Below are 25,462 nucleotides of genomic sequence, written 5' to 3' on the forward strand. Positions count from 1 at the left end.
ATCCCTTTTTTTCCATCAACTCCCTGGAGGTTTTGGATCATCTTCCTTCTTATTAGATGCGTAAATTTCATTGTTTGGCAAATGATGACTTTGAAACGTATTTATTCCTACACTCGCTAGCACAGTAATAATTAGGGAAAGAGCGATAAGTTTAATCTTCTTTTTCATCTGATAACTCCTGTATTATGTGTCTTCTTCATTTGATGTAAACTGATTTGTAAATACTTATTAGCTAAAAGTGGATCGCCTTGTCTTTGATAATATTCTGCAATTCGTTCACTGTATTCATAAACCTTCATTCGATTACCTTGTTTCTCCATAATTGGTAAGCCTTCTTCCTTTAAATAACGGATTAGTGCCTTCTCTTCATTTTTTGCTTCAAAATATAATACGCGTAACTTCACATATTCTAATTTTGTTGTATCTTCAAATGATTCTAGTTCATTTTCTAGCATATTCACAACCTGTTCATTTTTTTGTAGCTTTAGCAAATGAGTAGCTATATTTCCTAATGTAAGGTAATAACTCTCAGTATATTTCTCTATTAATGCAAGTGATTTATAATAACACTCTAACGCTTTTTCTGAAAAATTTTGAGTACCATATAAAAAACCTAAATTATGCCATGCCATTTCCTCAATTTTTGTGTTTTGGATTAATTCTGCATCATCTAGTATTTCTTTTAATAAATTTTCTGCACTTTCATATTCACCTGTTTCAGTTAAATGGATTGATAAAATTGTTTTCACATCTAACATTCTAATAATATTATTCCTTTTTTTAAAAACTTCTAGAGCTTTATTACCGAAATAGATTGCTAATGCAGATTGGCCTAATCTACAATGCATTAAGGATTTTAAATAATAATATTCGGTTATGTCATCTCGATATAATTTCCTTAAATCTTTTACTTCTTCTAATAAGTCTAAAGATTTAATAAAATTATTCCTTTTATGATTAAAAATTGCATTTAATACATTCCAAACAAATCGTTCAAACTCAGAAAACATCTTCGTATTTTGTCCTATTTTTTCGATCAATTGCTCTGCCAAATCGATCTGATTTAAAAACAAAGTATACCTTAACATGTATAATTGATATACATAAAGCAATTCCGTATATTGGACAAACTCCTTATATTCTTTGAGGTCTAGATAGAGTGCATTTGCTTTTTTGTGATGTAGTCGTTCAATTGCGTCATAGAACTTCTGTAGTTTTATTTTAATCTGATTCACTTTATTTTTTTCATCTTCAACTGATATACCTAACTTCTTACACAATAAGTTTAAAGTTTCGATATTAACCTCTTTTGAGTTGTTCTCAATCTTACTTAAATGAGAAATTGAACAAATTCCATCACATAGTTGCTCTTGTGTCATCTGTTGTTTTTTTCGATGGTAATTAATAATTTTTCCAATTTTCATAGGTATTTTCCTTAAATATTATTTTAATATTGTTAATATTCATTATAGTGTAAAACTACTCCTATTTCATCTTACATTTTTTCCCATGATTATAAAACTCTAATTATATATATATAACCAAAAAAGCATAGAGCCTAATTCAGACTCTATGCTAAACGCTGTAAAAAAAAGAAGTTGTCTATGAAATAGATAGGCTGGTAGTCGAATTCAGGCTGTATGCTAGTAAATAAAATTACCTATAATAAATTTATCTCTTTTGGTAGTTTAACAGCAGATAAAATGAGCGTCTCCTTTACTCGATCTTTGGCGTAAGATGAATTGTTTAGTATCTCGTGATCAAGATAACCAGGATGACACATGACCTCAACGGATTGACCGTCTTGAACCCGTGTTACGATCATTTCAAAATAGTCTTCTGTCACGCCTTCCCCATAGAAATCATGAAGAAAAACATCCGTAAAGGGAGCGACTCCTTGTAAAGCATTTTCGGAAATGCGTCTAGCAGTTAAATGATATTTTTGAGCTAACCTCTGTACGACTGGTAAAAACGCAGGTACGGTATGAACATGGTGGTGGCTATCAAAATGGTTTGGTTTTAGTCCCGATTCTAAAAATTTTTCTATTTGTGCAGTCCATTCTCTTTCCAATTCATCTAGTGATATATTTTTATCTTCAAAGAATTCATGTCTACTTTTAAACTTTCCATTTTCATTAACAAGTGTTGGAACATCATTTAAAAGTGGCTTCCCACAAGTTAAAACTAGATGGATTCCTACTTGAAGATTAGGATTTTCTTTCGCTAGTTCTACTGCATGACTTACGCCAGGCATATTCATCATCATCGTAGTTGAGTTAACAACTCCATTTTTATGTGCATCAATTATGCCATAATTAATTCCCCTCGAATAACCAAAATCGTCTGCATTCACAATTAATTTAATCATTTCACTTTCGCCTCTTTAAAAAATTGAGGTAAATATTTTTTATGTGCTTCTAGCATTTCATCAACAATTTCCTTAGCTACTTTATCTGATGCAACTAATGGGTTAATCGTTAACGCTAGAATGGCCAAATCATAATTACCTGTTACCGCTGCTTCACAAGCTACTCTTTCAAATGATTTGATTTGTTGAACGAGCCCTCTTACAGATATCGGTAGATCGCCCATTACGATTGGTTTTGGTCCATCCTTTGTGATGACACAGCTAACCTCTACAGCTGAGTCATTAGGAATACTAGCAATCGAACCATTATTCATCGTATTAACTGGCTGAATATCACCTTTATCATTATAAATAGAAGAAATTAAGCGAACCGCCGCATCACTATAATAGGCTCCCCCTCGTTTTTCGAGCTGAGGTGGTTTGATTGATAGATTTGGATCTTTATAAAGTTCAAAAAGATCATCCTCTAATTTTTTAACAACTTCAGCACGAGTCCCTACAGTTTCGGCATTTTTAATATCTTTTTCAACCATTTCACGCGTTTTATAATAATAGTTATGATATGGACAAGGTAGCGCGTTTAGAGCACGTAAAAACTCAGGTTCCCATCCATATCCTTGAATATTCTTAACAAAACTAGAGTTTTCTGGGTTCGTTAGTAATTCAATGACTTGATTTTTTACACTTTCTCCGTCAACAAATACATCTAACCCATAAACCATATGATTTAATCCAGCAAAATCAATCCGTACTCGAGAATGCTCAACCTTTAATAATTTGGCAATTCCCATTTCCATTCCAATTGGGACATTACATAAACCAACTACTTTTCGATGGTCAGTGTAACGAAGTACAGCCTCAGTAACCATACCAGCGGGATTTGTAAAATTAACTAACCACGCATTTGGACATAAATCCCTCATATCTTTTACAATATCTAAAATGACTGGAATTGTTCGCAAACCTTTAAATAATCCTCCTGGTCCATTTGTTTCTTGACCAAGTACACCATATTTTAAAGGTATTCTTTCATCCTTTGCCCTCGCATCTAACAAACCAACTCGGAATTGCGTTGTAACAAAGTCAGCATCTTTAAGTGCCTCTTTTCGATCAAGTGTCAAATGAACTTCTACAGGAAGACCTGCCTTTTGAAACATTCGCTTTGCTAACTGACCAACAATCTCTAATTTCTGTTTGCCTTCTTCAACATCAACAAGCCATAGCTCTCGTATTGGAAGCTCATTGTATCGTTTAATAAAACCTTCTACTAACTCTGGGGTATAACTTGATCCTCCACCAATTGTTGCAATTTTGATTGTTTTACTCACTATGTAATCCCCCTTTTATTGGTTGTTTACCTCTTGCCGCAGTTCAATAATCTCTCTTGCTAAATCTTTAAGCGTCATTGCTGTCATTAAATGATCCTGTGCATGAATTAATAGAATTGGTATATCAAAATCTTCTCCACCAGCCTCTGCCTGAATCAATTGCGTTTGAAAGCGATGTGCTTGACTAAACTCGCAATCTGCCTCGGCAAGCTTCTCAAAAGCTAGCTCAAAATTTTTTTCTTTTGCTGCATAGATTCCCTCCATGGAAAGACTTCTAGCATTTCCACTATGCAAGATTAACTGAAAGGAAAGGTTGTACAATTCTTCTTTTGTCACTAGAATCACACCCTTTACTAGAATTTAAGAAAACAATACCAAGAGCCTGCCTATAGGCAAGCTTCCGGTGTGTTTACGTAGAGTCAATAATCTGGGTACCCAGACTGATTGAAAGCGTGCGCTAAGTGGACAGTCTGGGCAAGCTCTTTTATGCATTCCTTATTTTGGTGAGCCTTGTTCCGTTTGTAAATTTTGTTTATCCCACATTCTAAAGAATGGGAAGTAAATTAAGAACGCTACAACAAGATTAATCAATTGCATTGCAGAGCCTCTCCAGTTACCTCCAGTTGCTAGCCAACCGCCAATAATTGGTGGAGTCGTCCAAGGAATAGCAATACCATGTGTTTTTGGAGCAAATCCTGTTTTCATTCCTATATATGTGGTTACAACAAGTACTAATGGCGTTAGAATAAATGGAACTAAAAGTAATGGATTCATTACGACAGGTGCACCGAATGTAATTGGTTCATTAATATTGAAAATACCAGGTCCAATCGATAGCCTTCCTAGTTGTTTTGCATGCTGACTCTTTGCAAATAATAGCATCATAAGTGCAAAACAAATTGTTGCACCAGAACCACCCATGTAGATGAAGATATCAAAGAATTGTTGTGTAACGACATTTGGCATTGCATGATGAGCCTGTAGAGCTAATCGGTTTGCATCAGTTGCTGCTAGCCATACTGGACCCATTACTCCACCAACAATTGCCGCACCGTGTAAACCAACTGACCATAATAATTGAATTAAGAGTACAGCAATTAAAGCGCCAGCTAATGAACCACCAAGTCTACTAAGTGGATCTTGTAATAGATCTCCAACGACATTGTGTAAAGTTTCATAGTGTGTATGTTCTATTAATAAACGAATAATCCAAACTAAGAAGATAACTAGAAATGCAGGGAATAATGCAACGAATGATTTGCTTACACTAGGTGGTACACCATCCGGCATCTTAATAACAAAATTCCTTTGAATTACCCATCGATAAATTTCAGTTGAGAATAACGCAATTATAATAGCAACAAACAGACCTTTACTTCCTAAAAACGCCATAGGCAGTACTCCGCTTACTTTAATAGCAGCAGTTGCTCCATCTGGCGTAAACATTGTGAAGTATGGTGTTGATAAAATAAATGAAGCAATTGAAATTGCACCAGCATTTAATGCATCTACTTTGTAATGTTCAGCGAGTCGATAGGCAATACCAAATCCTGCAATGAGCGCCATTATATCAAATGAAGCACTTACTGGGTAAAGGAGCTTGGTTTGCCAAGCGGCACCGAATGTTTTTGCCATAAAATCAGGATATCCGTCAAATGGTAAGAAGCCTAAGATTAAGAAAATAGAACCGACAATTATAAGAGGCAGTGTTAAAATAATTCCATCACGTAATGCTTGCAAATGTCTTTGACCTGCAATTTTTCCAGCAATAGGCATTACTTTCTCTTCTAACATTTGAGTAAAGTTGGCCATCACAAATCACCCCTATATGAAATTATGAACCTATTAAATCGATTGCAAATTTCAGGACCTCTGCTCCTTTACACATCCCGTAATGAACCGGATTGATGGCATCAACTGGTATTCCTTTTTGTAAACCTTCTTTTTTTAATTGTGGGAGTAGATACCTTACTTGGGGACCTACAAGTAATACATCTGCTTGATCAAGATGATTTTTAACATCATTAGCACTCACTGCCCAAATCCTTGCAACGATTCCTTCAGATTTTGCAGCAGCTTCCATTTTTGTAACTAATAAACTTGTAGACATACCAGCAGCACAACATAATAATATGTTCATTTAATCCCCCTTTCTCTCTAAAGGAAACGCTTACAATACAATTAAACTTCTACTAACATGCAGAATCTACCCCTTACCTCTCTCCCTCTAGAATTTTAATCTCAAGAAATATATATTCACCATTTTGGACATTAGGACAAATATAAATAATATTTTTTTTACGATAAATTCCTATTCCTAAAGTCGCTTAAAATATAGCTTTGTACAAGCCTAAAGTATGATAACTTGCCAGACTTAACTAAAAGGATTTTGCATTTAAACGATCTGAAAAAAGTCTCGTATTTGTAATAAATAATGCCTATATTTTGAACTAAAATGCTAGATTGAAATTCCTTCCAATTTTAAATCTAGTAAAAATGAAAAAGGACATGCTATTGTCATTATCTATAGGAGATCTTTAAAATTAAAAGAGGACTTAAGATATACTTAAGTCCTCATCATTAATAAAGGATGGACTTCAGTCGTAGTTTTCGACTAAGACGTTCAATTTTTTAATCTGTTCTTCTACACCAGTATCCGCATTCACGAAAATTTGATATGTGTCGTTACCTCTTGTTCCTACAAATTCATAGCAAAGTACTTCTTGATTCAATTTATTTAAAATGATCGCTTGTCTTTCTTCCATTATTTTCAGGTTTGAACTAATACTATTTCTCGCTTCTTCCACTGATATTTTTGGCTTTGGAATCGTTCGTTTTGTATATGCTGACAAGTAATTTTTTGAAGAAAATCCTACAATGCTTCCGTCATCAAGAGCAATCTTCATCATTACAGATTCAGGATAGATTCTTACCCCGTCCTGCTTTGTTACGTATGTAAATACACCAACCGTATCATATTGTGAGCTTTCTGTTAGTTCCATATTCGAGAATTTATTACGTTCCAAAAATTTTAGTCCGTTAATTGAAGCCTGATTTAAATCGATTTTTTGTGTTTTAATATTTCGACTATCAATCACCCAAACTGGATACCCTCCTTTTTCGGTAATATCCATATAAATTTCGCTATTCGTTTTTGGTTCCTTAATTTCTAAACTATAATACCGATCTGCTAATTTTTCACCTGTAAGATCAACTTTTATTTGTGCTGTATTATTTAATTCAAGAAACTTTTTCGCAATGTCCTTCGCTTGCTCTGTCGTTATTTTTTTGCCTTTTACATTCGAAAGGTTAGCACGATTTACTTTATAATTTGTCAGGGAAGGATCTGCATTTGCATCGGAATATGTCATTACATTCCTTTCCACTGTTTTAAATCCATCAATAATTGCATTATTTTTCGGATTTTGATCTTTTGCATAAGCAAGTTCTACATCCATCCAACGTAATTTATTTTCAAATACCATATGTTGAACTTTTCGAATCTCTCCTTGAATTTCAGCAGAGTTATCATATAACTTTTGCAATGTTGCGTATTCATTTTGGGTCAATGGTTCTTTATCTAAATCTCTTACCGCTGTTCGATAACTAAAATCACCAATATTTGTTAGAAATTCTTCTGTTTTATTAACTGGTAATAGTCTCAAAGGAAGTTGCCCTACGTTGGACCTAGCTTGAGAAGTTAGTCCCCATACTTCAACTAGTGCTGGAGAAAGGGATGACTTTGATTTCATTGCTAAAGTATCGCCAATTTTATCATGCAATACATCTATTTCATATGTTAGTTCATGAAATGCTCGTTGGTAGTTGTTTTCTGCCTGGATATTGATTTCGTTTTTAGCCTTATGCTCTGTATAACCCCAATATGATGTTCCGATTAGCCCAATTGCTAACACGCCTATTGCAGCTTCCTTAATCATTTAAAACACTCCTTTCTTATCGGCAAAATATATGTCTACCAATTTGTTTTATTTGTGGTCTGCTCCAAATCCAAGCACTTGTCGCTGTGTCTGGATTAAAATAATAAAGTGCACTTTCACTCGGATCCCAACCATTTACAGCGTCTAAAACAGCTTTTTTGGCCGTCTCATTTGGTGTTAAGTAAATTTGTCCATCAGACACAGCGGTAAATGCACCCGGTTCAAAAATTACACCAGATACTGTGTTTGGAAACGATGGATTGCTAACGCGATTCAGAATTACTGCAGCTACTGCTACTTGTCCGATATACGGTTCACCACGCGACTCACCATAGACTGCATTAGCCATTAGCTGAATATCATTTTGCGAATAACCATTCGGAACATTCGATCCAGCACCTGCATTTTCACCTTTCACATATTTTGTAGCTTTTACGAGCATAGCTTTTGTTTTAGCTCCAACAATCCCATCGACAGGCATTCCGAAATTATTTTGGAAATTTCTAACCGCCCAATATGTGTTGTATCCAAATACCCCATCGACCTTACTAGTGTAATAACCGTTGTATTTTAAACGAGATTGTAATTCAATTACATCTTCTCCTGTAGCACCCATTTGAAGTACTTGGCTTGTAAAAGCATTTACATTTTTAAGTTGAACATTACAAAAGAAACTAAAAAATACGATTAGTAATATTAAAGGACCTTTTAAGAAAACTAGTTTTCTCATCTCAAACCTCCTAAAGTATAATTATCCCTATTTGTATTTTTTTCAAGAACCACCAAATTATGTAAATACTTTTGACATGCAATAAGATTTTCCAAAGTCCTAATAAAAGTCAGTTTTTTATCCAATAAAAAAAGGGACCTTTTGGCCCCTTTTTTACTTTCTATTAAAGGTAATTCCATCACCATACACTCGATCATAGATTACCCAATTCCAAATATCATTTGAATGATTTTTAAGTACCCAATCATACCATGAATGTTCAATTTGTCCGTTTGTTAGAACTTTCATTAAAAGAGGTGCAATTTCGTAGGATTCTAATTTAAGATTTCCTTTTTCAAAAAATGGCTTTGAATAGTTTCTAATCTTGTCCATTGTATGTTTGTCATTACTCCAAATCCACATCGGTGTTTCATTATACCAATCTTCTCCTTCACTCTTCTCCACTGGTGCTCCCCATTGCTCGTATGTTGCCTTTTTATCGCCAAATGTTGGTCGATGGTCACCATAAAAAAGGATAATTGTAGGATTCTTACGTTTTTTAACTTCTTGCCATACTGAAACAAGAGAATTGCCACTTTTATAAATACCACTTGCATAACTCTCCACTTTTCCTTTTAAATCTTCATTAAGTGGCACTCCACTAACTTTCATGTTTTCTTCGGGAAAACGGCCTTTATGCCAATCAAAATGATTTTGCATTGTCACAAAAAATACAAATTGACTCCCTTTTTTATTAATTAATGATAATGCTTTTTTCGAGCTACATTCGTCAGATAGATAGGAACCGAATTTTTCACAAGAAGTTAAATCTGATTCTGACAAGAACTTATTAAATCCGATGTTAGGATAAACTTCTTTTCGTTTGAAAAATGATGTTTTAAATGGATGAAGGGCTATTGTATCCATACCAAATTGTCTAACATCTTGAATGACACTAGGTGAAAGTCTATTTCCCATTTTTCCTTCTTGGTATGGTGTCCGATTTTCGAATTTACGTTTTAATTTTAGGCTAGTTAATACTTCAAATTCCTCGTTAGCCGTCCGTCCTCCAAATGTATTACTAATAAGCGTTCCATGAATACCTTCATTTATAGAGCGAAGAGGTCCATTTGGATCAGTATCCCATTTTAATTTCATGTCATCTAGCATACTGTATGCCTCACTTTGAATCACTAAAATATCTGGTAATTGTTTAGGTTTAGAAAGTGGTTTTAAAGAATTGATTTCTTTAATGACCCCATTTTTCACTTTATTAGATACTTTAGGTTCTTCACGTTTGCTATTAACATAAGTTACTAAAAATGCTGGGTACATACCATATCTTTCAACACTAGTCTCGTAATTCCAAGGTATATATTTTACATTTGAGTTTTTTACAAAATAGGCATAGCCTTCTTTAGAACCAAATGTAAAAAAGACACCAAGTAATACGATTAGTAAAAAACGTAGACTATTTCTCCTTGCAGAAGCATTTCTCCATTTTTTATAGGCAAAGAAAGTTCCTAAAAAAAGAAATGTGATGATACCAATTAAACCTCCCCATTTGACAAGAAATGGAAGCTTTGAAAATTGTAAAAAAACGATTGGATCACGTAGGAAAATTAAATCACTTGGATGAAACGGCTCTCCAGTATATTTTATTTTCTCTGATAATGCATATGAGAAAATTCCAATTGAACCTACAATTGTAATTAAAATCCACCAAACATTATAGCCTAGAACAAGTAGTCCGATGATTAATAATGAAACAATAACTGATACAATCATAAAGTTCCACTTAAAAAAATCCGTGATGATCCAATTCTGATATAGATTTACATTGTTCTTCCACAAATAATTATGAGACCAAATAACAAGTAAATAGCTACAGACCAATCCGATTAGAATTGGTCCTAACAAATGAAAACTCTTTTTAATCATGAAGAATCTACCCTTTACGAAATTATTAACATTATCTTTGTTTATTTTCGTTTTTACATTAATTTTTCATTCGCTAATTCTTCATCAAGTTGATTGAATTGTTGAATTAACTTTTCTGTAACTAATGATTCAAACACTTTAGTAGCACCTTCAATATCGCCAATTTCTGATTTGTATTTCGTTTCAAATCTACTGAGAATACTGCCTTCTTCAAAAATTCCCCATATATTATTCCCACTACCTTTGTAATCGCTCAACTTAGAAGGTAAGTATGGATTAATATTTTTATAATCCTTCGTAAACGCATCATTAACAATTAGACAATCGAATTTTGTTGTAAAATTTAAAAACTCTAAAAAGTTAACATATGGGTTTACTTTTACATGTTTTTCAATTACATCTCCCGAAAGTTCATTTGCAAGTGATTTTGGATCTGAAGTGAAAACATGAAGTTTAATTTTATCCCTTAATTCAGGCTTCGTTAACTTAAGTCCTTCAATTATCTCATTTAATTTCCTCGTTTGATAAAACGTTCCAAAGTACCCTAGGTTTACTTTATTTTCATCAATTCTATATTTGCTTGCTTTAACGTGATAATATTGCTTCGGTAAAGTCGGTTGATTACAAATTCTAGCCTTATTTAAAATGACTTCTTTCATTTCTTTCATTGGGAACATTTCTGACATGTATTTCAACTGATTTTCATTAGTAAAAACAATTTCATCTGCAAATGCATAAGCAATGTATTCACACCAAAAAAACATATTGTTATTTAATGCTAGTGGGAAGTTCTTTTTCTTTAAAAGTGCATTTACTTTTTTATAAAATCCTAAATCAATAATTGCTGACTTCCGCTCATTTCCATGAATATCTAATAGGATCGGATCAGAGAATTCTGCAACCCATCTTGCCTTTGGATTTTTCATTTTATATTCAAATGCTAAAAAGTGAGAAGCAGGCCATAGTGCTCGGCTATAAATTTTATGGTATGCACCATTTTTTCTTTCTTTCAATTTAATTTCCTTAAGAGATTTTTTAATAAAGTCTTTCATTGATTTCCATTGTTTAAAACTACTAGCAGATGATATTTCCATCCGATTATTAATATAACCATCCACCATTGCATTTTGACGATAATCAGTTTCCCTTACCTTCGACATATTATTATAAATTACGTCCACCACTTCATTATTTTCAATAATACGCTTAGCCATTACAGTTCCACTCGTATCAACATATGGTGGAAAACAATAAGAAATAATTAAAGAACGCGTCTCTCCATTGTATAACTTAAAATAAGGGAAATAGACGAAACTATGATTATTTACTTCTTCAATTACTTTTTCTCTCAATTCATTGCTATTGTTTATATACCGATCTATAAATCCGTACTGAGCGTGTATTTTTCCTTTAATGAATTGTTGGATAGTAGGACTATTCGATTCTCCTAGTAATACATCAAGATGTTTCATTACTTCCAACCGCTCTTTTACATTAAACTCAAATGAATTTTTACGTCTAGAAACAGAGTTATCTCTTAAAACTCGATAATAAATTGCTTGCTCTTCTAATGGAACAATCTTTAAATGAAAATGATGCAAAGCAAATAATTTAGTAAAAAACACTACATCTTCTCCACTTTTTAAACCTAGTTCGTAACTTTGGGTTTTTACTTTCTTTGTTGGTATTAATTTACAAGCATTCATTGTTAGAACACTATTTAAATCTGTATATGTATAAAATTTAGTATCTAACGCTGTTTTTATTTGGGAGTTAACAGGATTATTAGCATTACTGTTACCTTCTAGATCAACGTCCACAACTTGTGAAATGACAACAGATTCTTCATCAGCATGATCGAATAGTTTTTCAAGAAAGTTTGGTGAAATATAGTCATCATCATCCAAAAATGTAATGTATTTTTTGGATGCTTGTTGAATCCCCATATTTCTTGCAGCTGAAACACTAGCTTCTTCTGAATGAAGAATATTGAAGTGATTTAAATTATGTTCCTTAATGAAATTCTTCAATATCTCTTCGGTCAGATCTTTTTCTCCATTAATAATAAAAATCACTTCAAAATATTTTGGTGATAAAGTTTGATTTTTTAATGATTCAATACATTTTTTTATCACTTTTTCACCTTTGTATGTTGGAATGATTACGCTAATACCGTTTATTAATTTTTTAAAATGATATTTTGAAAAGATTAAGTCTTCCGGGATTTCCTTATTCATTCGTTGGTAAATTTCAATTTTTATTCTTTCAATTTCTTCTAATCTTTGCTGAATTTCAAACTTGTTCAAAACTTACTCACCAACCTCTTATCTTTCTAAAAAGCCATCTTTTAGCTTTCCAATAAAACTGAATTAATCTGCCCAGCTTTGAGTGCATTACTTTTCGATACCGTTCTTCCATTATTTGAATTTCATTTTCTAGCTTTTCAATATACTTTATATTTTTATAATGCAGCTCTAACGCTGTTTCTTCATTAATTAATAAGGTTAAGAACTGTTCATAAAACTGAGACTCTATGTCCAAATTACTTAAATTAGATTTAAACTTGTTTAATTTTATAAACCAACTAGGTATTTCTAATTCATTCTCTATTGTTTCTGCGTTTATTGAATGAGTTCTTGGGTCGATTGTCATCTTGATGAGTCCTTCCTAATAGCTTGAATACTTATTAATATGCCCTAAATAAGCAGTTTTTTTTCATAAAATGAAAAATTAGAAATCATTTCTTAAGATAAAAAAAAGACAATCACCTTATCGGTAAATTGTCTTATGATACATCTGATTTTTTAAATTAGATTTGAATTTGATTATCCCTTTTAAATTTGCGAGATACATCTTCATATATTCCTGAACCAAACAATACACCTATTAAAATTAAAATAAAGCCGACTACTTGAGTTAAAACTATTTTTTCACCTAAAAATAATACCGCACCAATAAGTGAAAAGAATGGATTTAAATTTAAAAATATAGCTGCCTCTGTTGTGCCAACCTTACCAAGTGCAAAATTATAAAGCATATGCCCCATAGCTGTTGCAACAACTGCTGATGCTAAAAATACTGCCCAAATTCCTACAGAATGATGCACCATACTAGCCATTCCACCTGGTTCAATTAGTTGGCTTATTCCGAATAAAATAATCGAACCCATAACTAGCATATATCCAGTCATTAATCTTGGATCTAAAGTTTTCGAAACTTTTTTTATTAATACAAAGCTAGATGCTTGGGCTAAGATTGCTAAAAATACATAAAAATCTCCATGCGACACGCCATGAAAACCTCCACCACTCTGAAAAACAATAAAAGCAACACCTGCAAAACCAAATAAAACGCCTAAAATTCTAACAAAGTTCATTACGCTACCTAAAAAGAAAACCGACAATAATGCTGTTAATAAAGGTCCCATCCCTAAAATTAGGCCCCCGTTTGATGCAGAAGTTTGGGAAAGACCGATTGATAAAAAATAATGATGTGCCACTACATTCAATAACATCGCAAAAAACACATACCCAAACTCTCTTTTTGTGAGCAAACGAACTTTTTTTATTAAAAATAAAATAATAAAAACACTTACTCCAGCAGTGAAAACACGGATAGCTGTCATCGTAACTGGCATAAAGTTCTCTACTAGAACTTTTGTGGCTATTACATTAAATCCCCATACCACCATAATACAAAATAAAATGATATATATTTGTTGCTTCTTCAACTTCCCCACTTCTTTCTAATGGCCTAAATATTAAAAGAGGGGTAATTACCCCTCTTATTTTATTTCAGAAACTTCTAATTTACTTTTTCTAATATAGTAAATTTTTGAGATATATTCAAAGTGTATGCTCAGATTCACTAAAAATATGTACTTCGTTTTACATAAAAATAAAATAAAATACTACCCTTGAAAAAGGTAGTTTTCGTACTACGAAAAATATAAGAGTATAATTAAGTACCACAGAACGTCTGATAAGGACGATCCGGATCAGGAGGTAGTGTACAATAATTTATCTGTTCTTTCGATTCAATAAAAGGATTAGAAAGTACTTTAAGCAATTTCTCCATCACGCTATAATCTCCGTTCTCTACCGCTGCTTCTAAAGCTTCTTCTACGCGATGATTTCTTGGGATTACGGTCGGGTTGTTGTCTCGCATTAATTGAAGAGATGCTTCTTTTGATTCTGGTTGTCTACTTAGTCTTTCCTGCCACTGCTTCTCCCATTGTTTAAATTCAGATGATGTAAACAATAGTAGCTCATCTTGATTACCATATGATAATGCTCTAAACGTATTGGTATAGTCTGCTTTATACTTTTCCATTATGTCTAGTAACTCATCAATTAATGACTTATCCTGTTCTTCTTCATTAAATATTCCTAATTTTCTCCTCATGCCAGCGATCCAATTATCAACATAAATAATAGGATATTCTGAAATTGCATTCTGTGCTATTTCTAATGCTTTTTCCTGATCATCATGTAATAAAGGTAATAATGTTTCAGCAAATCTTGCAAGATTCCATCCAGCCATTTTTGGTTGGTTTCCGTATGCATAACGACCGCGGAGATCAATTGAGCTAAATACAGTTGCTGGATCGTACGCATCCATGAATGCACATGGACCATAGTCAATTGTTTCACCACTAATTGTCATATTATCAGTATTCATTACACCATGTATAAAACCAACTAATTGCCATTTGATAATTAAGGAAGCTTGGCGCTTAATGACCCCTTGTAATAATGAAAGATATCGATTTGGATCATTTAATTCAATTTCAGGATAATGCCTTTTGATTGTATAATCAGCAAGTTCTTGAAGTTCATTCACACTACCCCATCTTGAAACATACTGAAACGTGCCAACCCGAATATGACTAGCAGCAATACGGGTCATAACAGCCCCAGGTAATCGAGTTTCACGCTGGATTTGTTCACCTGTCGTTACAACAGCAAGACTTCGTGTAGTTGGTATCTTTAGTGCATGCATTGCCTCACTAATAATGTATTCACGAAGCATTGGGCCAAGTGCTGCACGACCATCTCCTCCTCGTGAATAAGGTGTTCTACCTGAACCTTTAAGTTGTACATCAAATCGCTCTTTTTTTGGAGTGATCTGTTCACCGAGTAATAAAGCTCTTCCATCCCCTAGCATATTAAAGTGTGCAAACTGATGCCCTGCATATGCTTGGGCTAGTGGTAACCCACCTTCTGGCACTTGATTCCCGGCAAAAACATTGACACTTTCTTCGCTTTGAAGTGATTGAACATCTAGACCAAGTGATAATGCTACTGGTTTATTTAGAACAACCAATTTCGGTGAACTTACCGGATTTAAGTCTTGAATAGCAAAAAAGAATTCCGGTAATTTTGAATAACTATTATCAAAATTCCATCCTGCATCACTTTTTACATTTCCCTGAGTCATCTTATCCCCCTTTTCCACTTTTTTCTTTTTTACTATTTACTCTCTACATATAACAAAAAAACCATAAATTTACTATGATTTTGTTTTCACAATCCATTCCTCCGGTTAGTGTCTACTCCACAACTTCAATCTATTCTCACATTGAGTGAAAAAGGCATAACTTCATTTAGCTTATCTAGCCAAAATAACGGCTACCCTACAGCAGCCGTTTCTAGTATCATTTCTGTTATAAAGTATGGTTCAACTTCATCGAAATTTTAAAATTCCTGTTTATCAACAATTTCTCTATCTTTTACACTGCTTGAAGTATTTACGATCAGTTTATTATAAACTTTATCACAAAGCTTGATCGCACTATAGCCAAGCAATCCTCCAGAGGAATTTAGTATTAGATCATCTACATCAAAAATCCCTAGAGAAAAAATAACCTGTAAGCTTTCTATGCATAAACTAAAACCCAAAGAACTAATGAATACCCCTATGGATGACATCCCTCTATTTTTAGATAAAAATACAAGAAACATTCCAAATGGGATGAATGCTATAATATTCCCAACCAAATTACTAAAATCAGGCCAAGATGATAGACTATGAATATTAATGAATATTGTTTTAAATGGGATAAGATTTCCCATTTTCAATTCGTTAATGAGATTAGCAGGATTCTGGAGATTAGTCTGAAGTTGATACAAAAGGAAGGATAGATCTCTCCAACGGAATTTAAATAAAATGACTCTAATTAATGCATACATATAAAGGACAAATAGTACTGAAACAAAAATTTTGTTCACTAATTTTATTATTTTCATTCTGCTAAGCTTCCCTCCTTAGTATGTATTGAGCTATTAGATACCGTCACAATCACACCATCCATATTGTTGCCCGATATTTCATAACGAAGATTGGTAGGCACATGAATGGTCGTATTACTAGTAACAGGGTAATAAGATATCTCATATTTTTGGCCATTTATAGTAGTAGAAATAGACTTTTGTTTTTTTAAGAAATCCAAATACTCTTCTAAAGAAAAATTCTTTTCCATCATAATCACACTATGTGGCAATCCAACATAGCGAATATGCCAAGGTTCATACTGAATCCCTGTAATTGCCGTTTTATCCTTTGGATAGCGTATTATAAAGCCGTATTTCCAAGCATTTTTTTCTAGCCACTTTCCTTCCGGTGCCTCGTTCATTTTCATTTTGGTAGATCCTACATCAAGTGATAAACCCAAATTATGTTCACTACGGCCTGCAGGCAAGGCATAGTCTGATCCCATTTCATGATAAAGTGCATTTTGCTCATCAAAGTCACGAAAACCACTATTAATTGTAAAATGGCGAACCCCTTCTTTTTGAGCAGCAACGATCATCTTCGAAAATTTACGGGCAACACCCTCTGACAATTCAATTTTCGTATCTAGTATTTCGTATCCCTTTATCAATTCTTTGTGAGTGAATAAATTTACAACATCTGATTTTATACTTTTCTGGTGCACAGGGTATTTTTTATTTATTAAGAGTAAGTTTCCTTTATAGACCCGTTCTTTTGTAATTCCCATCGTTTGGAAACGATCAGAAGTCTCTTTATTATCTAATAGTTCATTGTTAATTTTTTTATATGTTTGAATCTCTACTTTATCTTGAAACGACGTCTCTTTCTTAACGAATGTAAAAATCAGGAAAATTACTATAGCAACTAAAAATCCCCACTTCTTCATTTTTACGTTCCTCCTCATTCTGATTGATTCTAGAATAGAAAAAACTTTTTAAATAAAAAGTGGGGTAAACTTTAAATTTTTCTTAAATTCTTTATGAAACTTTTAAACTTGGTCAATTGGGATACTTTCCTGCGGTAATCGAACTTCAAATACAGTGCGGATTATACTACTTTCGGCCATAATTGTGCCATTATGTTGTTCCACAATATTCTTTGCAATGAATAAACCAAGACCTTGTGCTATCTTCTTGATGAGCTCGTGCTTTGTCACCGGTATAAAACATATCAAAAAGATATGGAAGTTCCTCTGGAGGAATACAATCCCCATAATTAACAATCTGAACAACCACTTCTTGCCCATTAATAAAGCCGTTAACATCTATAAATTGACCATCATATCCATATCGATTTGCATTGGTTAAAAGATTTTCAAAAACACGAGCTAACATCTCTCCATCACCCAAAATAGGTAAATGGGGCAGTAGATTCATGCGAGCAATTAAATTATTTTTCTCGAAAACAGGGTACAATTCTTCTTTTAATTGAAAAAGTAGATCACTTAAATTAATTTGCTTTTTTTCAAGAGGTAACATACCATAGTTCATTCTAGTTATTTCGAATAATTCATCAATCAATTTTTCTAAACGCTGAGATTTAGTAAAGGCAATCGTTAAAAAATGTTTGACTTGTTCCTTAGTTAGCTTCTCATCCTTAAGAATTAAATCTAAATATCCTAACACAGAAGTGAGCGGAGTACGCAAATCATGTGCTAAATTTACAACTAATTGTTCTTTACTGTTTTCTGAAAAATCGCCTCTTTGTACAGCTTCTTCTAATTTTTCACTTGCTTGATTAATTGCTTGAGCAATATCTTCGAACTCATCATTTGAATGGATCGAAACCCGATGTTTAAAGTTCCCACTAGCAAGATAATGAATTCCGTTTGATATTTCATTAAAATATGTAGAATAGGGCTTAGTTAATAAATAGAAAAAGAATATCGAAAGTGGGATAAATAGAAATAAAAAGAAGTTAACGTCTCCAATACTCTGTATGAATCGGCGAAGCTGGGCCAAAGGGTCACCATAACGAACCATCGTGTGATAATAAAGCTGTAAGCCTTTAAAAATGATGTAAGTTACCATACCAGCTAGAGTCATACTGAAAGCAAATAATACAATGATTTTGGAGCGAAAACTACGTATAATTTTATCCATTAAATGAATACCCCACTCCCCAAACCGTTTTGATTAACTTATTTTTTCTCTTATCTTCTCCGAGTTTTTTCCGCAAAGTGCGAATATGCACCATTACTGTATTACCACCTTCAAAATATGCATCACCCCAAACCTGCTGAAAAATATTTTCTACACTAAAAACTTTCTTTGGATGACTGGCTAATAAATACAAAATATCAAACTCTTTCGGTGTTAGCTCGATGTTTTCACCATAATGCAATACTGTCCGTTGATCGGGGGAAATCAGTATTTCACCAAATTCCAAGAGAACTTTATGATTATCTACTTTCGGTTGGTTTAACTTCATAAAGCGTCGCAATTGAGCATTCACACGTGCAACCAATTCAATGGTGGTAAATGGTTTCGTTATATAATCATCTGCTCCAATAACTAGTCCTTGTACTTTATCGAAATCAGATGTTTTAGCACTCAAAAATATGATTGGCATATTATGCCGCTCGCGAATGAGCCGCGTTACTTCATATCCATCCATTTTCGGCATCATTATATCCAATATCAACAAATCAATCGACCCTGTCTCAACTACACGAACAGCCTCATGTCCATCCGAAACTTTAATAACATGATACCCCTCTTTTTCTAAATGTAAGGCTATTAAATCAGCAATCTCCTGTTCATCATCCGCTATTAAAATAGATATAGGCTTCAACTATACTCCTCCTAATTATCGTTACATTCAGTGGATGATTATCCAATTAAATATCTTAACGATGTTTTTCTCCCAAAAGAACTCGATTTAAGAATGACGAGTTACAGCTAGCTTTAGTGGTCCAATAAACTTTAGGCTCTATATTATTTTCTATTATTTCCTCATATTCTTCAAGAATATGGCCATTTTGAGAATAAAGCTGAATTTAAAAATCTCTTCTAACTAAGGTTTTTTAACTCATAAAAAAAACCCTTTAGATCATTAATCTAAAGAGGTTTTTCTTCACTTACTTTAAATTCCACACTTCAACTGTACTTGGCAATTATCACATGTATTACAACCACCATGTTCAACTACAGTACCTGCTAAACAGATTGGACAAGTGTCTCCGTTTTCTACACCTACGTTACCTGTTTTAACTTGAGCAGTTTCTTCAGTAGCGTTTTTAGTTGCATCTTTGCTATTTTCAACTGTTTCTAGCTCTACATTTGTAAAGTCATTTTCTTCATTAGTTAACGATAGTACTTGGGCATCACGAGAACCGTCTACATAAACAGTCCCGCCTTTTGCTCCACCTTTGTGTAATCTTTCATACACTTTTGCAACTTGTTCAACAGAATAACCTTTAGGAGCATTAACTGTTTTACTAATTGAAGAGTCAATCCATCTTTGGATGATACATTGAACATCAGCATGCGCCTCTGGAGTAAGGTCCATCGTACCAACAAACTGTTCTGGAAGATGTTCAATCATCTCATAAACATTTTCTTCAGTTACTTCATATCCATTTGCTTCTAACCATTCTAGTGCGATATCAGCTACAACTGGAATGAATTTACCTAAACGTCCTGAACGGAAGTATACAAAGTTAAAATAAGGCTCAAGTCCAGTGCTGACATTCATCATCGTTCCAGTACTTCCTGTAGGAGCAATTGTTAATAAGTGCGAATTACGAATGCCACTTTCTAAAACAGCTTTACGAATTTCTTCAGGCATTTTCTTCATATATCCTGAGTTAATAAAACGTTCGCGTCCATCTTCAAAAGTCGATAAGAATGGGAATTCTCCCTTTTCTTCCGCTAATTCAATTGAAGTTTTATAAGCAGTTGTTGCTATTACTTCAAAAATTTGATCAACTAGTTTGTTGCCAGCTTCTGATCCATATACTAGACCACAACGGATTAATAAATCATGTAACCCCATTACACCTAATCCGATACGGCGTTCACCTTTTGCTTGCTTTGTATTCTCTTCTAAGAAATACGGCGTTGCATCAATTACGTTATCTTGCATTCTCGTTCCGATTTGAACAGTTCGCTCTAACTTTTCCCAGTTAACTTTACCATTTTCCGTCATTTCTGCTAAGTTAACTGCTGCTAAATTACAAACAGAGAATGGAGCAAGCGGTTGCTCTCCACAAGGGTTTGTTGCAACTACTTTTTGACCATAAGATACAGCGTTCGTCATTTTGTTTGCATTATCTAAGAAGAAGATTCCTGGCTCAGCAGAATAAGTTGCACATACATTGATTAAATCCCAAAGTTCTTTTGCTTTGATTGTATGGTATGTTCGTACACCATATCCACGTGTAGCCCACTCACGTACATCTCCACACTCCTGCCATTCTTGATCATAAATTAAACGCATATCATCGTCATAGTTTTCTAAATCCGGGAATTGAAGTTTGTATTCTCCATCATTTTCAACTGCTTCCATGAAATCATCTGTTAAACAAACTGATATATTTGCACCTGTTAAAAACTCAGGGTTGTGAACTGAATACTTACCGCCGTCATTAAGTAGTTCTTTTGCCTGTTCTATTTCAGGTGTATCTAATTTCCCTTCAATTGTTGCAATATGAATTAATGCTTCAAAAGCTGCTTTTTCAGTTGCACTAATTGGTTCGAATTTTAATTTACGCTCTACTTCTTCACGAATTAATTTCGATTTTGTAGTTTGAGCAATATAGCGTAAAACTTTTGGATTTTGGTTCTTTGATACGATGAACTCTACAATATCAGGATGATTGACGTTCATCATTATCATTTGCGCACCACGTCTGGAACCACCTTGAATAACTAGATTTGTTAGCTCTGACAAATCATGTAACCAAGAAACTGATCCACTTGAGCGTCCATTCACACTATATACAATTGCATCGCGAGGACGTAATGTAGATCCGTTTGTTCCAACGCCACCACCACGTGACATAATTTCCATTACCTTCTTACGGTGTTCACCAATCCCATCACGAGAATCGTGAATATGCGGCATTACATAACAGTTAAAGAATGTTGTTGAAGCACCTGTACCAGCACCAGCCAAAACACGTCCCGCTGGTACAAACGTTTTGTTTGCTAAAATTTCATAAAACATCTCTTTTACTTCGGAGAATTTTTCTGGAGTTTCTGCAGATGCAAGCCCACGTGCAACACGGTCTGCAATTTGTTCGTAGAAGATTTCAAGCGGTTTGTCTACTTTATTAAATGCAACTGTAATGATTGCTCCGTCTTCAAACTGAGAATCTAATTGAACAGTTACTTCTTCTTGACTATTGTCAATAGCAATTACTTCACCATAACCACGACGAGGAAACTTTGGATCATCCTTATATGTTAGTACAACTAGGTCACCTAAACCTAATGTAACAAGTTTAATATCTTTAAATGCGTATCGGTCTAACATAACCGTTCTAGATACACCTTTAAATGTTGTTTTATGCATCTTTGGATTAATAGGTGTAATCATTGGAAAATGCATTATGTCTTGATTTAATTTCTGTATATTAGCAGGTAATTCAGCATCAATTATTGTATTTATCATCACCTGTTCCTCCTCGCAAAAGATTATATCGATTTTACCATATATCGATATATAGGTGTTTTCTTCCTTATCAACACCCATATGTAGTATATATCCCGTCTCAACAAGATATAAATATACCGATTTAAGAAGTAAAAGTCAATGTAAACGACCCAAATAAACTTATTTAAATTTGCACATTTTCCCACAAATTTCATTGACAAATTTACTTTTAACTAAGTAATGATTCATAACCACTTTGAATAGTACGGATGAATCAGTATCCTTCAGTAGAAAGATGATAATTGTATTTTTTTAAATAAAGTTTGATAATTTCTCCAATAAATAGTGTACAATTTATAGAAATTAAAGAAATGGAGAAAAACAAATAATGGTAACATGTAAAGAAACAAGAGTCATCAGAACAAATTTGGTTTTACCAAATGACGTAAATAGTCATAATACTTTGTTTGGTGGAAAACTTATGAATGACTTAGATATTATCGGAAGTATTTCTGCAATGAAATTCTGTAGATCTTTAATTGTAACTGCATCAACTGATTCAGTAGATTTTCTTCATCCCATCACAATGAAAGATTCGGTCGCATTCGAAAGTTATGTAACTTGGACTGGCACTTCATCATTTGAAGTTTTCGTAAAAGTAACTGCAGAAAACTTAAGAACTGGAGAAGAGAAAATCGCTGCTACTGCTTTTTTAACTTTTGTTGCACTGGACGAAGAAGGTAACTTAATTAAAGTTCCACAAATCGTTCCAGAAACTGAGGAAGAAAAATTCTTATATCAAGGCGGAGAAGAACGCGCTAAAATCCGTAAAAATAGAAGACTTAAAAGTAAGGAATTAGCAGACTTTTTTTACAAAAAATAAAAAATGGGACGACTAATGTCGTTCCCATTTTAGTTTTTTAGACAGTCATTTTCCAACTAGATAAAGCTAACCAATTTTCTCTTTCCTTATATTCTGGAATAATTTTACCAACAAGTCGCCAAAAGGACCTATCGTGATTCATATGGACCATATGGCACATCTCATGGACAACTACGTAGTCAATCACCTTTTGAGGTGCCATTGCAAGTTTCCAATTAAATGTTAATTGCCTTTTTGAATCACAAGTCCCCCAGTTTGTTTTACTATCAGTAATACGTATTGATGATGGCTTTACTTTAAAATTACTTTGATACTTCTGAATACTCTTTTCAACTATTGCTTTAATTTGTTGATAATAAAACCTTTTAAGTGCTTGTTTTATTCGTTCATCCTCTAGTTGTTTTACGATAATATTTAGCCTATTTCCTTCAAAAACTACCTGATCTTGCTGAATATTTTCATCGTGTGAAATTTGTATAGGATAGGAATTACCTAAATAAAGAAATGTCTCTCCAAATTCATAAGTCCGTTCTTTTGGACCACGGAGTCGCTCCTTCATTTCATTTGATTTTTGAAGAATCAACTCCCAATTAGCCTCTAAAACTTCAATGACATTTTTATCTAGAGTATCTTTAGGAGCCTGAACCTCAACGTTTCCATAAGCATCTATATAAATACCGATCGATTTCCGATTTTTATACGTTAGATTAAAACTGATTGCTTCGTTTAAATATGTATGTATCATTTTTTATCACCTGCTAGTTAACCTTCTAATCCTAAATCTTTACGATTATATAATATTACAGTAGAAGTTTTGATTTTTAAATAGTAAAAAAACAACTCTTCAATAAACGAGTGTTTCAATTCCAATCTTCTTACTCACGTTTGAACTCACAATTGAATACCATCAGTTAACGTTGTTTCAAAGCGAGTATGATTTAAAAGTTCTAAGTTTCTTTCAATATTTTTGGATTCTCGAAAACGAATTGCCCATAAACCAGCCTTTAGCATCCAACTACTTGGATGTGCGACCATATTTCCAATTGATGCAACCTCATTATCATGCAGTTTAATCAGCCTTTCCCACTCACTTTCATTAGCTATGGCCAGCTTTTTCGCAAAGTCCCATGCATAATTTCGAGACTTCTCTAGGCTAAAATTTATTATTGCCTTTGAAGCTTTTGGATCAATATGATCTAAAAAACCAATCCAAGGTGATATTCGATCCATGTCATCCCTTACTTCGTCCACTAATGAGGCCAAAATACTATTTATTTTCATAAAGTCATTGTAAAGTGATAAAATATCACAGCCTTGGCATACTTTCGAAGCAGCTACTCCTAGATCCAAATTGATATGTGCATTAATCCCAAGCAACAAATGCTGTAACAAAATCGATTGACGGTTTTCTGCGTGTCGAAAAGCTAATTGCCAACTGAGACTTAAAGGTTCTCCATTTAAATAGTTTTTAAGTGCTTTTAAATAGAAATTTGCAAAATTTACATCCAGACTTTCCATTCTTGCTCCGTCTTCGAACTGATTTTTTAAAATTCCCTCTTTCACTTTAATCGTCACCAGTCGATATAAAGAAGCAAAATATCCTAGTTTACTTTTTGTTTGATTGCTCATTGAAATAATTTCATCTAACTGTTCAATTACCTCATCGATTGTATTTGCGTGTCCTATAAGATTTGATAGACTATTCATTGCTCACTCTCCTAACTTTTATAACAAGTATGTGTATTAGATTTGATAATCAATATGCTATTTGGTTTAAAAAGATACTTTTAATCGTGGGGATATCTTTTGATATTCAGTGCGTCAATTGAGAATTCCTTCGTATGGCGAACGGTTCATGAACTTTGCTTAAATAACAAAAAAGAGCAACTCATCATGAGTGCTCTTTTTATATATTTTGCCCAATAGTTTGTAACCTCGATTTTAATGATAGGCATTGGATTTTTGCTAACTTTATATTGATCTATTAATAATGTTAGTTCACTTTCCGTGAGACCTAAATACATTTGTAAATCTATTTCATTTATTAATTACAAATTACGCGTTATATCTTTAATATTCATTTCAATTTGTTGATAACCAGTTACTAATGAAATACATAACTGGGTAATTTCAATTAGTAAACTAGATAAAAAAACTAGTAAAATTACATTGTTAAACAAATAATTAGATTTATATAAACCGATAAAAACACCTAATGGTACAAACATAATTATATTTCCAATAACCTGGATCCATAATCCTCTTGTTAGAGAAATAACAATACTACGAAATGCTAAAAGTTCAATAGATTGATTTAGTACATAAATATTAAATGGATGTTTATCCCCTAAAAAAATATGAAATGGAAAAATCGCTACTTTAACTATTCCAGCTACGTATAAAAAAAGACCCAAACTCACTAGA

General features: G+C 33.3%; 22 protein-coding genes and 1 pseudogene. 1 reads left to right on the forward strand and 22 read right to left on the reverse strand.

Annotation, left to right across the window (positions count from 1 at the left end):
• Positions 1-15: 15 nt before the first annotated feature.
• The 19 genes and pseudogenes from RAH41_RS18310 to RAH41_RS18400 all read right to left on the reverse strand — a co-directional run bounded on the left by RAH41_RS18310 (position 16) and on the right by RAH41_RS18400 (position 22,173).
• Complete coding sequence (locus RAH41_RS18310) at positions 16-168, reverse strand: hypothetical protein (RefSeq protein ID WP_331224535.1); 153 nt, start codon at positions 166-168, stop codon at positions 16-18.
• A complete protein-coding gene (locus RAH41_RS18315; protein ID WP_331224537.1) occupies positions 165-1,424 on the reverse strand; it encodes a helix-turn-helix domain-containing protein in 1,260 nt (419 codons plus the stop codon). The genes RAH41_RS18310 and RAH41_RS18315 overlap by 4 nt, the downstream gene beginning before the upstream one ends.
• Positions 1,425-1,660: 236 nt before the next feature.
• The gene (gene chbG, locus RAH41_RS18320; RefSeq protein ID WP_331224539.1) at positions 1,661-2,368 is read right to left on the reverse strand and encodes a chitin disaccharide deacetylase; all 708 of its coding nucleotides are present in this window, start codon (positions 2,366-2,368) and stop codon (positions 1,661-1,663) included.
• Positions 2,365-3,696, reverse strand: a complete 1,332-nt coding sequence (locus tag RAH41_RS18325) for a 6-phospho-beta-glucosidase (protein ID WP_331224540.1) — start codon at positions 3,694-3,696, stop codon at positions 2,365-2,367. The genes chbG and RAH41_RS18325 overlap by 4 nt, the downstream gene beginning before the upstream one ends.
• A gap of 15 nt (positions 3,697-3,711) precedes the next feature.
• Positions 3,712-4,032 (reverse strand): PTS lactose/cellobiose transporter subunit IIA, encoded by a 321-nt coding sequence (locus tag RAH41_RS18330; RefSeq protein ID WP_331224541.1) that lies wholly within the window; start codon positions 4,030-4,032, stop codon positions 3,712-3,714.
• A 159-nt stretch (positions 4,033-4,191) separates the two neighbouring features.
• On the reverse strand, positions 4,192-5,508 hold the full coding sequence (gene celB, locus RAH41_RS18335) for a PTS cellobiose transporter subunit IIC (RefSeq protein ID WP_331224543.1): 1,317 nt from the start codon (positions 5,506-5,508) through the stop codon (positions 4,192-4,194).
• 22 nt (positions 5,509-5,530) lie between these two features.
• Positions 5,531-5,836, reverse strand: coding sequence for a PTS sugar transporter subunit IIB (locus RAH41_RS18340; RefSeq protein WP_331224544.1), 306 nt, complete (start codon positions 5,834-5,836; stop codon positions 5,531-5,533).
• Positions 5,837-6,293: 457 nt separating this feature from the next.
• The gene (gene ypeB, locus RAH41_RS18345; protein WP_331224545.1) at positions 6,294-7,634 is read right to left on the reverse strand and encodes a germination protein YpeB; all 1,341 of its coding nucleotides are present in this window, start codon (positions 7,632-7,634) and stop codon (positions 6,294-6,296) included.
• 16 nt (positions 7,635-7,650) lie between these two features.
• Positions 7,651-8,364 (reverse strand): spore cortex-lytic enzyme, encoded by a 714-nt coding sequence (sleB, locus tag RAH41_RS18350; protein WP_331224547.1) that lies wholly within the window; start codon positions 8,362-8,364, stop codon positions 7,651-7,653.
• A gap of 153 nt (positions 8,365-8,517) precedes the next feature.
• Positions 8,518-10,284, reverse strand: a complete 1,767-nt coding sequence (locus RAH41_RS18355) for an LTA synthase family protein (protein ID WP_331224548.1) — start codon at positions 10,282-10,284, stop codon at positions 8,518-8,520.
• A gap of 53 nt (positions 10,285-10,337) precedes the next feature.
• Positions 10,338-12,590: a glycosyltransferase gene (locus tag RAH41_RS18360; protein ID WP_331224549.1), complete on the reverse strand. Its 2,253-nt coding sequence runs from the start codon at positions 12,588-12,590 to the stop codon at positions 10,338-10,340.
• A gap of 7 nt (positions 12,591-12,597) precedes the next feature.
• A complete protein-coding gene (locus tag RAH41_RS18365) occupies positions 12,598-12,936 on the reverse strand; it encodes a hypothetical protein (RefSeq protein ID WP_331224551.1) in 339 nt (112 codons plus the stop codon).
• A gap of 157 nt (positions 12,937-13,093) precedes the next feature.
• On the reverse strand, positions 13,094-14,014 hold the full coding sequence (locus tag RAH41_RS18370; RefSeq protein ID WP_331224552.1) for a DMT family transporter: 921 nt from the start codon (positions 14,012-14,014) through the stop codon (positions 13,094-13,096).
• A 230-nt stretch (positions 14,015-14,244) separates the two neighbouring features.
• Entirely contained in the window at positions 14,245-15,723 is a 1,479-nt protein-coding gene (locus RAH41_RS18375; protein WP_331224553.1) for a protein adenylyltransferase SelO, read from the reverse strand.
• Positions 15,724-15,980: 257 nt separating this feature from the next.
• Positions 15,981-16,532 (reverse strand): VanZ family protein, encoded by a 552-nt coding sequence (locus RAH41_RS18380; RefSeq protein WP_331224555.1) that lies wholly within the window; start codon positions 16,530-16,532, stop codon positions 15,981-15,983.
• Entirely contained in the window at positions 16,529-17,443 is a 915-nt protein-coding gene (gene vanY / locus RAH41_RS18385) for a VanY-A/VanY-F/VanY-M family D-Ala-D-Ala carboxypeptidase (RefSeq protein WP_331224558.1), read from the reverse strand. The genes RAH41_RS18380 and vanY overlap by 4 nt, the downstream gene beginning before the upstream one ends.
• 102 nt (positions 17,444-17,545) lie before the next feature.
• Positions 17,546-18,659 (reverse strand): annotated as a pseudogene (locus RAH41_RS18390) (sensor histidine kinase).
• Positions 18,652-19,350 carry a vancomycin resistance response regulator transcription factor, VanR-F/VanR-M family gene (gene vanR, locus RAH41_RS18395; RefSeq protein WP_331224560.1) on the reverse strand — a complete coding sequence of 233 codons (699 nt, stop codon included), beginning with the start codon at positions 19,348-19,350 and terminating at the stop codon, positions 18,652-18,654. The pseudogene RAH41_RS18390 and the gene vanR overlap by 8 nt, the downstream one beginning before the upstream one ends.
• Before the next feature lie 291 nt (positions 19,351-19,641).
• Positions 19,642-22,173 (reverse strand): vitamin B12-dependent ribonucleotide reductase, encoded by a 2,532-nt coding sequence (locus tag RAH41_RS18400; protein WP_331224562.1) that lies wholly within the window; start codon positions 22,171-22,173, stop codon positions 19,642-19,644.
• A 370-nt stretch (positions 22,174-22,543) separates the two neighbouring features.
• Between RAH41_RS18400 and RAH41_RS18405 the strand changes: the two genes are divergently transcribed.
• Positions 22,544-23,038: an acyl-CoA thioesterase gene (locus RAH41_RS18405; RefSeq protein WP_331224563.1), complete on the forward strand. Its 495-nt coding sequence runs from the start codon at positions 22,544-22,546 to the stop codon at positions 23,036-23,038.
• A 37-nt stretch (positions 23,039-23,075) separates the two neighbouring features.
• Here RAH41_RS18405 and RAH41_RS18410 read toward each other — a convergent pair whose 3' ends face one another.
• From RAH41_RS18410 to RAH41_RS18420, 3 genes are all read right to left on the reverse strand, one after another.
• Positions 23,076-23,783, reverse strand: a complete 708-nt coding sequence (locus tag RAH41_RS18410) for a SprT family zinc-dependent metalloprotease (RefSeq protein ID WP_331224564.1) — start codon at positions 23,781-23,783, stop codon at positions 23,076-23,078.
• Between the two features lie 146 nt (positions 23,784-23,929).
• Entirely contained in the window at positions 23,930-24,745 is an 816-nt protein-coding gene (locus tag RAH41_RS18415; protein WP_331224565.1) for a DUF5995 family protein, read from the reverse strand.
• Between the two features lie 341 nt (positions 24,746-25,086).
• The coding region (locus RAH41_RS18420; protein ID WP_331224567.1) for a VanZ family protein at positions 25,087-25,462 on the reverse strand (376 nt) is incomplete at its 5' end.

Origin of the sequence: Gottfriedia acidiceleris, assembly GCF_036421055.1 — a bacterium.
GTDB classification, from domain to species: Bacteria; Bacillota; Bacilli; order Bacillales; family Bacillaceae_G; genus Gottfriedia; species Gottfriedia acidiceleris_C.

What these genes read in the sequence shown, in the direction of transcription:
- RAH41_RS18315 (WP_331224537.1), bottom strand. Translation starts at nt 1,424, where the DNA reads ATGAAAATTGGAAAAATTATTAATTACCATCGAAAAAAACAACAGATG.
- RAH41_RS18355 (WP_331224548.1), bottom strand. Translation starts at nt 10,284, where the DNA reads ATGATTAAAAAGAGTTTTCATTTGTTAGGACCAATTCTAATCGGATTG.
- RAH41_RS18380 (WP_331224555.1), bottom strand. Translation starts at nt 16,532, where the DNA reads ATGAAAATAATAAAATTAGTGAACAAAATTTTTGTTTCAGTACTATTT.
- sleB (WP_331224547.1), bottom strand. Translation starts at nt 8,364, where the DNA reads ATGAGAAAACTAGTTTTCTTAAAAGGTCCTTTAATATTACTAATCGTA.
- vanY (WP_331224558.1), bottom strand. Translation starts at nt 17,443, where the DNA reads ATGAAGAAGTGGGGATTTTTAGTTGCTATAGTAATTTTCCTGATTTTT.
- RAH41_RS18340 (WP_331224544.1), bottom strand. Translation starts at nt 5,836, where the DNA reads ATGAACATATTATTATGTTGTGCTGCTGGTATGTCTACAAGTTTATTA.
- RAH41_RS18375 (WP_331224553.1), bottom strand. Translation starts at nt 15,723, where the DNA reads ATGACTCAGGGAAATGTAAAAAGTGATGCAGGATGGAATTTTGATAAT.
- RAH41_RS18310 (WP_331224535.1), bottom strand. Translation starts at nt 168, where the DNA reads ATGAAAAAGAAGATTAAACTTATCGCTCTTTCCCTAATTATTACTGTG.
- RAH41_RS18405 (WP_331224563.1), top strand. Translation starts at nt 22,544, where the DNA reads ATGGTAACATGTAAAGAAACAAGAGTCATCAGAACAAATTTGGTTTTA.
- ypeB (WP_331224545.1), bottom strand. Translation starts at nt 7,634, where the DNA reads ATGATTAAGGAAGCTGCAATAGGCGTGTTAGCAATTGGGCTAATCGGA.
- RAH41_RS18365 (WP_331224551.1), bottom strand. Translation starts at nt 12,936, where the DNA reads ATGACAATCGACCCAAGAACTCATTCAATAAACGCAGAAACAATAGAG.
- RAH41_RS18410 (WP_331224564.1), bottom strand. Translation starts at nt 23,783, where the DNA reads ATGATACATACATATTTAAACGAAGCAATCAGTTTTAATCTAACGTAT.
- RAH41_RS18400 (WP_331224562.1), bottom strand. Translation starts at nt 22,173, where the DNA reads ATGATAAATACAATAATTGATGCTGAATTACCTGCTAATATACAGAAA.
- celB (WP_331224543.1), bottom strand. Translation starts at nt 5,508, where the DNA reads ATGGCCAACTTTACTCAAATGTTAGAAGAGAAAGTAATGCCTATTGCT.
- chbG (WP_331224539.1), bottom strand. Translation starts at nt 2,368, where the DNA reads ATGATTAAATTAATTGTGAATGCAGACGATTTTGGTTATTCGAGGGGA.
- RAH41_RS18415 (WP_331224565.1), bottom strand. Translation starts at nt 24,745, where the DNA reads ATGAATAGTCTATCAAATCTTATAGGACACGCAAATACAATCGATGAG.